At 32.5% G+C, this 12,670-nt stretch carries 14 protein-coding genes; 1 reads left to right on the top strand and 13 read right to left on the bottom strand.

All coding sequences use genetic code 11. The annotated features are described in order from the left end of the window. Positions 1–3: 3 nt before the first annotated feature. From I2490_RS12865 to I2490_RS12855, 3 genes are all read right to left on the bottom strand, one after another. A complete protein-coding gene (locus tag I2490_RS12865; protein ID WP_206460158.1) occupies positions 4–1,152 on the bottom strand; it encodes an aminotransferase class V-fold PLP-dependent enzyme in 1,149 nt (382 codons plus the stop codon). 187 nt (positions 1,153–1,339) lie between these two features. Further along, the gene (locus I2490_RS12860) at positions 1,340–2,233 is read right to left on the bottom strand and encodes a ParB/RepB/Spo0J family partition protein (RefSeq protein WP_206460157.1); all 894 of its coding nucleotides are present in this window, start codon (positions 2,231–2,233) and stop codon (positions 1,340–1,342) included. Between the two features lie 2 nt (positions 2,234–2,235). Beyond that, positions 2,236–3,006, bottom strand: a complete 771-nt coding sequence (locus I2490_RS12855) for a ParA family protein (protein WP_206460156.1) — start codon at positions 3,004–3,006, stop codon at positions 2,236–2,238. Between the two features lie 384 nt (positions 3,007–3,390). Here I2490_RS12855 and I2490_RS12850 point away from each other — a divergent pair, with 384 nt between their 5' ends. Further along, complete coding sequence (locus I2490_RS12850; protein WP_206460155.1) at positions 3,391–4,047, top strand: CatB-related O-acetyltransferase; 657 nt, start codon at positions 3,391–3,393, stop codon at positions 4,045–4,047. 113 nt (positions 4,048–4,160) lie between these two features. On the opposite strand, the gene I2490_RS12845 is transcribed toward I2490_RS12850, so the two are convergent. From I2490_RS12845 to recF, 10 genes are all read right to left on the bottom strand, one after another. Further along, positions 4,161–4,970, bottom strand: a complete 810-nt coding sequence (locus I2490_RS12845; protein ID WP_245157182.1) for a ParB/RepB/Spo0J family partition protein — start codon at positions 4,968–4,970, stop codon at positions 4,161–4,163. A gap of 106 nt (positions 4,971–5,076) precedes the next feature. Continuing rightward, positions 5,077–5,787, bottom strand: a complete 711-nt coding sequence (gene rsmG / locus I2490_RS12840; protein ID WP_206460154.1) for a 16S rRNA (guanine(527)-N(7))-methyltransferase RsmG — start codon at positions 5,785–5,787, stop codon at positions 5,077–5,079. Positions 5,788–5,790: 3 nt separating this feature from the next. Then, positions 5,791–7,668 (bottom strand): tRNA uridine-5-carboxymethylaminomethyl(34) synthesis enzyme MnmG, encoded by a 1,878-nt coding sequence (gene mnmG / locus I2490_RS12835; protein WP_206460153.1) that lies wholly within the window; start codon positions 7,666–7,668, stop codon positions 5,791–5,793. A gap of 10 nt (positions 7,669–7,678) precedes the next feature. Beyond that, positions 7,679–9,064: a tRNA uridine-5-carboxymethylaminomethyl(34) synthesis GTPase MnmE gene (gene mnmE, locus I2490_RS12830; protein WP_206460152.1), complete on the bottom strand. Its 1,386-nt coding sequence runs from the start codon at positions 9,062–9,064 to the stop codon at positions 7,679–7,681. Between the two features lie 58 nt (positions 9,065–9,122). Beyond that, positions 9,123–9,899: an RNA-binding cell elongation regulator Jag/EloR gene (gene jag / locus I2490_RS12825; protein ID WP_206460151.1), complete on the bottom strand. Its 777-nt coding sequence runs from the start codon at positions 9,897–9,899 to the stop codon at positions 9,123–9,125. A 15-nt stretch (positions 9,900–9,914) separates the two neighbouring features. Further along, a complete protein-coding gene (locus I2490_RS12820) occupies positions 9,915–10,622 on the bottom strand; it encodes a YidC/Oxa1 family membrane protein insertase (RefSeq protein ID WP_206460150.1) in 708 nt (235 codons plus the stop codon). A 48-nt stretch (positions 10,623–10,670) separates the two neighbouring features. Next, positions 10,671–10,880, bottom strand: coding sequence for a membrane protein insertion efficiency factor YidD (gene yidD / locus I2490_RS12815; RefSeq protein WP_206460149.1), 210 nt, complete (start codon positions 10,878–10,880; stop codon positions 10,671–10,673). Between the two features lie 16 nt (positions 10,881–10,896). Further along, on the bottom strand, positions 10,897–11,241 hold the full coding sequence (rnpA, locus tag I2490_RS12810) for a ribonuclease P protein component (RefSeq protein WP_206460148.1): 345 nt from the start codon (positions 11,239–11,241) through the stop codon (positions 10,897–10,899). 55 nt (positions 11,242–11,296) lie between these two features. After that, complete coding sequence (gene rpmH, locus I2490_RS12805) at positions 11,297–11,431, bottom strand: 50S ribosomal protein L34 (protein ID WP_206460147.1); 135 nt, start codon at positions 11,429–11,431, stop codon at positions 11,297–11,299. A gap of 117 nt (positions 11,432–11,548) precedes the next feature. Next, positions 11,549–12,667 (bottom strand): DNA replication/repair protein RecF, encoded by a 1,119-nt coding sequence (gene recF / locus I2490_RS12800; RefSeq protein ID WP_206460146.1) that lies wholly within the window; start codon positions 12,665–12,667, stop codon positions 11,549–11,551. Positions 12,668–12,670: the final 3 nt, after the last annotated feature.

Here is a 12,670-nt window from a genome sequence, read left to right as displayed (position 1 = left end):
GAACTATCTAAGATTGTTTTTGTTAATTTCTTTAATTGCCTGTGCAACGTATTTTATTTCTTTGGGTTGATTGAATGGACCGACACTCATTCTTACTGCACCGATATCAAGTGTATCAATTGTTTTGTGTGCTAATCCAGCGCAATGAAATCCTGCTCTTACAGCAATATGATATTTATCGTTTAATTCTTGTGCAACCTGCTCACATTCCATTCCTTTTATATTAAACGTAAAGATACCTACTTTATCTTGTATATTTTTAGGTCCATAGACGATGATGTTTTTTTGATTACTTAATTCTTTATGGAGAATACTAATTAAATTTTCTTCATATTCTCTAATTTTATTAACACCAATTTTTTTCACAAAAGCAACAGAACGACCCAACCCTATAATCCCAGGTGCATTAACAGTTCCCGATTCATAACCTTCCGGGTAATCATATGGCTGCCTTACATCTCTTGAATTTGTACCAGTTCCTCCTTCTTTTAGATGTTTTAATTTTAACTTCGGATTTACATAAAGAACCCCAGTTCCTAAAGGACCTAGTAATCCTTTATGTCCTGGCATAGCTAACAAGTCAATGTTCATTTCATTTACATTAATTGGAATGCATCCAGCACTTTGTGATGCATCTACAAGGAATATCAACTTATTTTCCTTTGCTATTTGGCCAATTGCTTTAATCGGTAAAATAGTTCCAGTAACATTTGACGCATGAGTACAAGCAATCATTTTTGTATTTTCCCTTATTTCGGATCTTATTAATTCAGGATTTATTTTACCTTCTTTATTTCCATATATAATGCTAATTTGTACGCCCTCTTTTTCTAATGATTTTAATGGACGTAATACGGAGTTATGTTCCATTGAAGTTGTTATAACATGATCACCTGATTTTAAAGTTCCTTTAATTGCTAAATTTAAAGAGTCAGTTGCATTACTTGTAAACAAAATGTGTGAAGCATCTTCAACTTGAAAAAGTTCCTGTATTTCTTTTCTTGTCTTATAGACTTCTTCCCCAGTTTTCATTGACATATCATGCCCGGATCTTCCTGGATTACCACAATATGATGTCATGCATTGATTAATTGCTCGAAGCGACACCGTAGGTTTTGGAAATGTGGTTGCTGCATTATCTAAATATATCATAGAATCACTCACCTTCTAACTTTTATTGATTTATCAGTTTATGAACTTTATTGTCCAATTGTTCTTAGAATGGCTTGTACGAGTAAAATGCAGACCTTATTTTTCAAACCTTGTTTTTTATATTTTAACCTTCATAAAATATACAATAAAAAAAGGATGTTTCACGTGAAACATCCTTTTTTTTTATTTATTTTAAACTTAATAACAACTCATATAAACGCTCTAGCTCATCTCTACTATAATATTCAATTTCAATTTTTCCTTTCTTAATACCATAGTCAATCGTAACTTTAGTTCCTAATATATCTTTGAGCTGATTTTCAATATCTTTAATCTCACGTTTTTTTTCTCTTGGTCTTGGTTTTGCGCGCTTTCCGGTTTTAACTGCATCTTCACCCGTAAAACGCTCCATTTCTCTGACAGACCATCCTTCTGATACAGCCTTATCTGCCGCTTGTATTTGTAAACTTTCTTCTTTCATCCCGGCAATAGCTCTAGCATGTCCGCTGCTTAATGCACCTTCTACTACATACGATCTGACTTTTTCAGGAAGTTTTAATAATCGAAGTGCATTTGTTATGTATGGTCTGCTCTTCCCTACGCTTTTTGAAACCTCTTCCTGCGTTAAACCATGAGTTTTTATCATTTCTTCTAAGGCTAAGGCTTCTTCTATTGGATTAAGATCCTCACGTTGCATATTTTCTACAATGGCAACCAGCATATTCTGCTGTTCATCCAATTCTCTGATCAAACATGGGACTTTTTTTAATCCTGCTTTACGAGCTGCTCGCCATCTTCTTTCTCCTGCAACAATTTCATAACCGTTTCTAGAATCTCTTACCATAATAGGCTGAATAATTCCATGTATCTCTATGGATTTAGCCAATTCTTCAATTTTTTCATCATTAAAGCTCTTTCGAGGCTGATTTACATTCGGCTTCATATCATTGACATCAATATATACAATGCCATCACCTTTATCAAAAGCTTCTCCTTTTTTTAAATCCTCAGTATTTATCTCCACACCGCTAAATAACGATTCTAACCCTCTTCCCAATCCTGATTTTTTCGGTGTTGCCATTACTATTCATCCTCCAATTCCAAAAATTCATCAGCAAAGTCCAAATAAGCTTCTGCCCCTTTTGATTTTGGATCATAAACCGTAATAGGCAATCCAAAACTTGGAGCTTCTGCCAGACGCACATTTCTTGGAATAACAGTCGTATAAACCTTTTCTTTAAAGTATTTTTTTACTTCTTCTACGACTTGTATGGATAAATTTGTTCTACCATCAAACATACTTAAAATTACACCTTGAATTTCTAGGTTTTTATTTAGGCTCTTTTTCACTAGTTCAATGGTGCTCATCAACTGGCTTACACCTTCTAACGCATAGAATTCACATTGAATTGGAATTAACACACTATCAACCGCTGTAAGTGAGTTAATCGTTAAAAGTCCCAAAGATGGAGGACAATCAATAAAAATATAATCATACTTTGATTTTATCTTATCAAGTGCCTTTTTTAACCTCTTCTCTCTTCCTTCTAATTGTACCAACTCAATTTCGGCTCCTGCCAGAGCCACACTTGCAGGAATAATATCTAAATTCTCAATACCTGTATTTAAAATAGCATCCGATGGTTCTAATTTATCATTAATCATTACTTCATAACTTGTTTTCTCCAAGCCTTTTTTTGTAATACCCATACCACTGGTCGTGTTTCCTTGGGGATCGATGTCTAATACAAGAACTTTTTTTCCTTTTAATGCAAGACATGCTGCCAAGTTAATATTTGTAGTTGTTTTACCTACTCCGCCCTTTTGATTAAAAATTGCGATTGCCTTTCCCAAAATTTTCACCCCGCTACTCAATCTAGTTCTATTTTACTTATTCATTATATACTAGCAAAAAAAAATTAACCATAGGTTTTTATAAATTCACTAAATTATCATCCAATTTTCTTTTTTTCTTTATAAATTTATTAGATTTCCATTATAATTCATTATTTATTACGTATTTTATAATTATTTATGAAAACAAAATCATGTTTCACGTGAAACATGATTTTATATTTAATCAACTTAAATTGTTTCACGTGAAACAATTTAATTCAGTATGAGACTTTTAAGATAAATTTTAATATCAATAGAAAAAATATTTTTTACATGTATAATTAAATATATGAACAAATTAATTTTAATTCGAAATAAGATTGAATATATGAAAGGAAAATTATGAATAATAAATTTGAAAGTTGGCTTAATAACAAATTTTTAAAAGAAAATATTAAAAATCCTAATATTGAAGTAGGCGATTTTACTTACTATTCAGGTTATTATCATAAAGAAGATTTCGAGGATATATGTGTTAGCTATCTCCTGGGAGATAGCTCAACGCGAAGTTATAAAGAATTATTTGGTGAAGATTTTATTTTTGATAAGCTAATAATCGGTAAATATTGTTCTATTGGTTCCGGATCAACCTTTCTTCTAGCTGGTAATCAAGGTCATAGACATGAATGGATATCCACCTATCCTTTCCAAACAGCTATATTTTCAAATGCTAGAGATGGTTTTGAACGAAAGGGAAATACAATAATCGGTAATGATGTTTGGATTGGTACAGAAGCTATGATTATGCCAGGCATTAAAATTGGAGATGGAGCAATAATTGCTGCTAGAAGTATTGTTACAAAAGATGTTGAACCATATACGATTGTAGGTGGTAATCCTAGTAAAATAATAAAAAAACGTTTTTCTGATAAAGAAATCGAACAATTATTAGAGATACAATGGTGGAATTGGGAGATTGACAAAATAAATGAAGCCTTGCCTATTATATGCAGTAATCAAATCTCTAAGTTATATGAATATTATAATAATCACAATTAAAAGTAACCCAAATAAGGTGATAAATCTAATAAAAAATCAATAATCACCTTATCTGGTTATTATCTAAAACCCACTTTTGATACACTTATATCATAATAATTATTTGATTATTATCAGGCATGTTTACGATGGTATTCATTTTTTGGAATGATAATTCTTACTTCAAAATGGTCTCCTCTATCTTCCTGATAGTATTTTGCATCTTTTTCTACGTCGCTAATTGAAAAAAAGGCTTTCTTTATGGTATTAATATATATTTTATAATTAATATACTTTAATTTATCTGATTTTCGACTTTCTTCTTCCGTTTTCTGTAAAAAATCCTCTATCAGTTTTTCACTTTGTTTTACATTTAAATTATGATCAACTATTTTTTGAAGTAATTGCATTCTTCTTTGATTGTCATCCACCTTTAATAAAGCTCTCGCATGGCGTTCTGTAAGATGATTTTTAGCCAATAAGAGTTGAATCTCTAAAGGTAATACTAACAATCTAATTTTATTTGATATCGTAGATTGTTGTTTTCCAACCTTTTTTGCAATTTCACTTTGCGTTAGTCCATGATCCTCCATTAAACTTTTATAAGCTGCTGCTTCTTCAATATAACTTAGATTTTCTCTCTGAACATTTTCAATCAGTGCAATCAATGCCACATCCTTCTCATCGGCATCTTTAACTACAGCAGGTATTTTTTTCAATCCAGCCATAATAGAAGCTCGCAGTCTTCTTTCACCAGCTATCAAAAAATATTTACCTTCTCTGTCCTTTTTAACAAGAATTGGCTGTAATACACCAAATTCTGAAATAGAATCTCGAAGCTCTTCCAGTTCTTTATCCTCAAACACCTTTCTTGGTTGATCAGGATTCGTGCAAATCCAATCCACAGGTAAATCAATCTGTGTTCCTTTCTTTAAAGTAAACATTTCCTTCCCCCCTGTTTCTAAAACGAAATTTAACGCTATCATTATAATAACAATTAGCTTGTCCAAAGGGAATCACCTTTCGGTCAACAAAAAACCCTTGAAATCGTCATTTCAAGGGTTCTTTAGCGGGTGTTCCCGCTTTTCTTGGATATTTTGCCGCTGTTTTAGCTTGTTTTTTTATCCATAGAATCTGATGTTCCAAATCCATATCTTTAATTTTCACAAAAGTTTTTTCCTCAAAAGTACCACCAAGAACCTTAACTGCTTTTTTACTTTGTTCTATTTCTTCTGTAGCGCCAAAGGTTTTATAAGGTGCAAAATAACCTCCTATCTTTACAAAAGGAATACAGTACTCTGCAAGTACCGATAAGTTTGCAACCGCTCTTGATACGCACAAATCAAAGGTTTCACGATATTCTTTTTTTTGAGCCAACTCCTCTGCTCTTGCATGAATTACTTCAACATTCAAAATTCCAAGCTCTTCTGTTATCTGCTTTAAAATTTTAATTCTCTTTCCTAAAGAATCCATTAATATAAATTGTTTATTCGGATAAAGAATTGCCAGGGGAATACCTGGAAAACCAGCTCCTGTCCCAACATCAATAATTCGATCTGCGCATTGCCATGGCTCATATCCACAAATCATAATGGAATCAATGTAATGTTTAAGAATAAATTCATTTTTGTCACGTATTGCAGTAAGATTTACATGCTCATTCCATTCTAATATTTTATCCATATACTGAGCAAAACACATTAATGAATCTTTACTATATGGAATCTTTAATTCCAGCAAAGCTTTTTCTAATTTTTCCATACACTATTTCTTTCTTCGCATCTTTTCAAGATGGACTAATAATACATTAATATCTGCGGGTGATACACCTGAAATTCTCGAAGCCTGCCCCACAGAAAGCGGTTTTATTTGATTTAATTTTTGTTGTGCTTCAATGCGTAAGCCATCTAGCTTTGAATAGTCAAAATCCTGCGCTAATTTCTTTGTTTCTAACTTTTTAAAGCGTTCCACTTGCTGACGTTGTTTTACGATATAACCGTCATATTTTATTTGAACTTCCAATTGCGTAATAGAATGACGAGATAGTTTTGGCCGATCCGGATCAATTTCTGCAAGTATTTCATAAGTTATTTCCGGTCTCTTTAATAATTCAGCTAAAGAAATACGATTTTGTAATGGAGCACTATTGTGTTTTTCTAAGAAGCAATTTATTACACTTGGTAAAACTTCAATGCTAGCCAATCGTTGTTTTTCATTTTCAGCATCCATTTTTGTTTTTATAAATCTTTGATACCTCTCTTCAGAAACCAATCCAATGTCATAAGCACGCTGTGTTAAACGTAAATCTGCATTGTCTTGTCGCAGAAGGAGCCTATATTCCGCTCTAGACGTCATTATTCGATAAGGTTCATTAGTACCTTTTGTTATGAGATCGTCGATTAGAACGCCAATATAAGCCTCGGATCGATTTAATATAAATGGTTCTTTTTCCATAATTTTCAAAACTGCGTTTATACCTGCAATCAATCCTTGTGCTGCTGCTTCCTCATAGCCTGAACTACCATTAAATTGTCCAGCGCAAAATAAATTCTTAATACGCCGGTGTTCTAAATTAATTTGGAGATCCAAAGGATCAATGCAATCATATTCAATGGCATAAGCAGGTCTTACAATTTCTAAATTTTCTAAACCTGGTATTGTTTTATAAAAAGCCTCTTGTACATCTTCCGGCAAGCTTGAAGACATACCCTGAATATACATCTCATCGGTATATAAACCTTCCGGTTCAATAAATAATTGATGCCTTTCTTTGTCCGCAAAACGATTAATTTTGTCTTCAATGGAAGGACAATAACGTGGGCCAACACCTTCTATTTTTCCTCCAAAAAGAGCTGACCTTAAAAAATTCTCACGAATGACTTTGTGTGTCTCTTCATTCGTATAAGTAAGCCAGCAAGAAACTTGCTCTTTGTCCAGTTCATCATTCATAAAAGAAAATGGGACAATTTCATCATCCCCTTTTTGCTCCTGCATCTTCTCAAAATGCATACTCTTTCCTAATGCTCTTGCCGGCGTTCCAGTTTTGAACCGTCTCATCGCAAGTCCATATTTTCTTAAGTTATCACCAAGTTCAGTTGATGGAGCAAGTCCATTTGGACCACTTTCATAAATCCATTCTCCAATAAATATTTTTCCCTTTAAAAATGTTCCGGTTGCTAAAATAACTGCTTTTGCTTTATATGCAGAACCAGTTTTTAAAACGACACCTTTTACCTGATTCTCTTCAACAATTAAATCAACAGCCTCACCCTGTTTTAAATGAAGATTTTCCTGACCTTCAATTGTTTTCTTCATTTCTTCATGATAACGGGCTTTATCGGCTTGTACACGAAGAGAATGAACAGCTGGACCTTTCGCTGTATTTAACATTTTACTTTGGATAAAAGTTTTATCAATGTTAATACCCATTTGACCACCAAGTGCATCAATTTCTCGTACCAAATGTCCTTTTCCGCTTCCTCCGATGGAAGGATTGCAAGCCATCATTGCAACCGCCTCCAAATTTATAGATAACATTAAAGTTTTTTGTCCCATACGAGCGCATGCCAAACCAGCCTCACATCCTGCATGTCCGGCTCCAACGACAATCACATCGTATTCATTCATAATATAATAATTCATAGCTTGCCCTCTATTTTCCAAGACAAAACCGAGAAAACACTTCACTTACAATGTCCTCAGATACAGTTTCGCCAATCATTTCTCCTAATAATTCCCACGCTCTTTTTATATCCACTTCAATAAAGTCCATAGCTTCCATTCGATTCGTCATTTCTAATGCATCGTTAATAGACAATCTAGCCTGCATAAGTAATTCTTTATGACGAACATTCGTAATCATCATACTCTCTTTCTGTACTAAATTTCCACCATAGACCATTTTTTCAATCTCTGATTCCAACTTATCCAAACCAGTTTCATTTACCATTGAAGTAAATAAAACAATCGCGTTTGGTAAGAATTTTTTTATCTCATCAATACTGATGCAAACATCTAAATCTGTTTTATTCAACAATACAATTGTATTTTTCTCACCTATATACTCAGCAATTTCCATGTCCTCTTTCGAAAGCGGACGATTTGCATCTAACATAAAAATAATAAGATCTGCTTGATTAAATGACTGCTTACTTTTCTCAATTCCGATCTGCTCAATAACATCATTTGTTTCATGAATGCCAGCGGTATCGGTAAGCTTAATTGGAATTCCTCGAATGCTCATTGACTCCTCTATAATATCACGAGTTGTTCCAGGTATTTCAGTAACAATAGCACGAGATTCCTTTAAAAAAGCATTCATTAAAGATGATTTACCGACATTGGGTTTTCCAATAATTGTAACAGAAATTCCATCACGCAACATTCGACCAGTATTGGCTGAAGCAATTAATTTATCTATTTTATCGCCAATTAACAATAAACTTTCTTTTTGTTTTTCATAAGTCAGCTCCTCAATATCTTCATCCGGATAGTCCAAATTAACTGCAATTTGAACCAATAAATCCATAAGCTCTGCACGAATTTCTTTAATTTTTTTAGATAAATTACCTTCCATTTGAGAAAGAGCCAATTGAAAGCTTTTTTCTGTCTTTGCCTTAATTAAATCAATCACTGCTTCTGCTTGTGAAAGATCCAATCTTCCATTTAAAAATGCACGCTTTGTAAATTCACCCTTCTCCGCTAATCTTGCTCCACAGCGCAAAACCAGTGCAAGGGTTTTTTGAAGTGATACACTACTGCCATGACAATGAATTTCTGCAACATCCTCCATCGTATAAGTATAAGGTGCCTTCATAAAAACAGCCATGACTTCATCAATAATTTGATTTGTATTTGGATCAATAACATTACCATACGTCAATCGTCGATTAACGATAGGTTGATTCTGTAAATTTTTTTTATTAATTGGTGTAAAAATCTGATCCAAAATATCTTTAGATTTTTCTCCACTCATTCGAATGATTCCAATGCCACCTTCTCCAAAGGCTGTGGCAATGGCAGCAATGGTATCTTCCATCTTACTACTCCTTATTACATAGAAGGCTGCTTCCGAAGAAACAGCCTTTTTTTAAAAATTATTTTAATTCAATGATTACCCTTCTATAAGGCTCTTCTCCCTCACTTCTAGTTATGATACCCGATTTGCTTTGTAAAGTTGCATGAATCACTTTTCTTTCATAAGGGTTCATAGGTTCAAGACGAACACTTTTTTTTGTTCGAATGACTTTATCACCCAAACGATTTGCTAATTGTTCTAATGTCTTTTCTCTTTTCTGCCTATAATTTTCCGCATCAACTACAACACGAACGTATTTCTCTTTATCTTTATTTACAATTAAACTGGTTAGATACTGAATGGAATCTAATGTTTGACCTCTTTTACCAATAATGGTTCCGGAATCTTTTCCCTCTATATCAATATAGACATTTGCTTCATTTTTAAATGCCTTAATAGAAAGCTTTAATCCCATCTTTTCAGTTACTTCTTTCAAGAACGAAAGTGCTACATGATCTTGCACTTCCATAAGATCAGAAGGTCTTTGTCGAATGACAAGAGTTTCTTCTTTTTTCTGAACTTTAGGTATTGTAATTTTTTCATCTTTTCGAATTGTCTCTTGTTTTTTTATTGCAGCCTTTACAGGTGGCTTTTCTTCTATTATTTTATTTGATGGTTTTTCTTCAACAATTTTTTCTACACGAACCTTTGCAAGTTTAGATCCGATTCCAAAAAATCCTTTAGTAGGTTCCTCTAATACGGTAACCTTTACCTCTTCTTTCGTAAGCTTTAAATCAATCAAAGCCAATTTAACAGCTTCTTCTATCGTGGTTCCCCATTTCTCTGAATAATCCATCGTTTATTCCTCCATTTATTTCTTTCCCTTTTTCTTTGAATCTTCTTTTTCTTCCTTTGCTTTCTTTTTTAATTTGTTTAAAGCTATTGTCTGGAATACTTGAATCAAATTACCGATAAACCAATAAATTGTCAAACCAGCAGGGAAAGAACGACCCATCCATACAATCATAACAGGGAAGAAATATTTCATCATTTTCATCATTGGATTTGCTGCATTTTCTGATGTTGATTGAGATTGCGTCATAGAAAATGAAAAATAAGTAGTGATACCTGCAGCAATAGGTAAAATCCAACTATCCGGTTGACTTAAATCCGGAATCCATAAAAAGGATTCATGAACAGCCATAAGCATACTGGAATTATCAATATAAAGAGTTGGATTTCTCAAAAGTGCAAACAAACCAATAATAATCGGAAACTGAATCAACATAGGAAGACAACCTAGCATAGGATTGAACTTTTCTTCCTGGTACAGTTCCTGCATTTTTTGATTCATGGTTTCTTTATCATTTGCATATTTTTTTTGTATTGCAACCATTTTGGGCTGAAGATCCTGCATTTTAGATGTATGCTTTATTTGATTTGCATACAAAGGGAACAGACATAGCCGTACAATTACAGTGAATACAATTAGTGTAATACCATAATTATCAATGAAACTATACAAAAAATACAATAACGATCCCAAAGGTATTGCGATAAATTTTGTCACTGTATTCATTACCTCCTAAATTTATACAAAATGCATAAATCTTTTTCCTATTTTTGCTTATTCCAAAGGATCATACCCACCATCATGGAAAGGATGACACTTTAAAATACGTTTTATACCAAGATAACTACCTTTCAATGCTCCATATTTTTGAACAGCTTGTATAAAATACGTGGAGCATGTAGGATAAAACCGACACGTTGCCGGAAATAACGGTGAAATAAATTTCTGATAACCTCGAATTAAAAATATTATTATTTTTTTCAAGTTATTCACCTTACAATCATTTCTTTTCTTTTTTAATACCGGACCTTCTAATAGCGGCTTCCATAGATTTTTTCACATCCGCACATTTCAAATTTAAAATCGTTTTTCTTGCTATGAAAATAAAATCATAGCCTATAGGTAAATCTTTTCCAAGAGACCGGTAACTCTCCTTCATTAACCTTCTTGCTCTATTTCTAATGACACTTTTTCCTACTTTTTTGCTAGCTAAAAAGGCAGTTCTGTTATAATTTCTTCCATTTTTTTTTAAAAATAGAACAACATATTTATCACCAACAGATCTACCTTTGTTATAAAGGGCAGAAAAATCCTTTTTATTTCTTAAAACATTAGGTTTTAACATTTTTTTTTCCAATCCTTTTGCAAAAAATGAAACAAAAAGACCACGTTTGCGGTCTCTATGCTGTTAAAGATTTTCTGCCTCTTGCTCTTCTTCTTTTTAATACATTTCTACCGTTCTTTGTACTCATTCTTTTTCTGAAGCCATGCTCCCTTTTTCTCTGTCTAACCTTAGGCTGGAAAGTCTGTTTCATTCTCTACACCTCCTTATATCTGTAATTTGTGCAATACAGTTTTATAAACTACCATATGTAGTTTTCATTCATCATATAATAACACAATTGCCTAGTCATTATACATTTAAACCCTTGCTATGTCAATGTTTTTGTACTATTTTCTATTCGTTGTACGGTTCCATTTTTTACTGCAAAAACAAATCCGTCCGGCATATTTTTTAATAATGTTTGCCCTATTTCAGTTGTTGTTATAAAAATTTGTATTTCCTTTAAACGATTTAATAAAAAACTTTGCCTTTCTCCATCCAATTCAGATAAAACATCATCTAATAGTAAAATAGCATCTTCCTTTGTTTCTTCTTTGATTAAAGAAATCTCTGCAAGCTTTAAAGAAAGTGCTGCAGTTCTTTGTTGACCTTGCGATCCAAATCTTCGAATATCAATTCCATCAATACTGATTTTTAAATCATCTTTATGTGGGCCAATCCCTGTACTACCATGAAATAAATCATTTTTTATGTTTTTTTGAAGAGTATCCAAAAATACTTCTTTTTGTTCCTTTAAATCAAAACCAACTGATAAATTTGATTCATAAAAAATTTCAAGGTTTTCTTTTCCATTTGTTATTTTATGATGCAAATCATTACTGATACGATTTAGTTTTTGAATAAAATGATTTCTCTCTAAGATAATTCTTGAACCATATTCTACAAGTTCTTCATTCCAAACATCTAATACTTGCTTATCTAATTCTTTATTTTTTAATAAAATATTACGATGCTGAATAATTTTCTTATATCGCCCTAAATTCTTATAATAAATGGGTTTTAACTGACAGAGCTCGCGATCTATAAATTTTCTTCTTTTTTCTGGCTCTCCTTTTACAATTTTTAAATCTTCAGGGGAAAAGATAACGGTATAAAAATGCTCAAGCAAATCAATATTCTTCTGAATGGGAACCCCATCAATTTTTATTTGTTTTTGCTTCGCAGAATACCGAATCTCTATTTCAATCTGATCGTTATTTTTTACAGTAATACTTTTCGCAGAACAATAATCTTTATCAAAACCAATCATTTCCGAATCCCTATTGGTTCGAAAAGATTTACCAAGACTCATAATGTAAATAGCTTCCAATAAATTAGTTTTTCCTTGCGCATTATTTCCGGTAATGATATTCACTTTAGGATGAAATTTAACATTTTGAGTCTCATAATTTCGAAAATTCTGTAATTGTATTTCATTGAGATACATTAT

This window comes from Anaerovorax sp. IOR16, assembly GCF_017168145.1.
GTDB lineage: Bacteria > Bacillota > Clostridia > Peptostreptococcales > Anaerovoracaceae > IOR16.
This window is presented reverse-complemented; position numbering and strand designations above follow the sequence as displayed.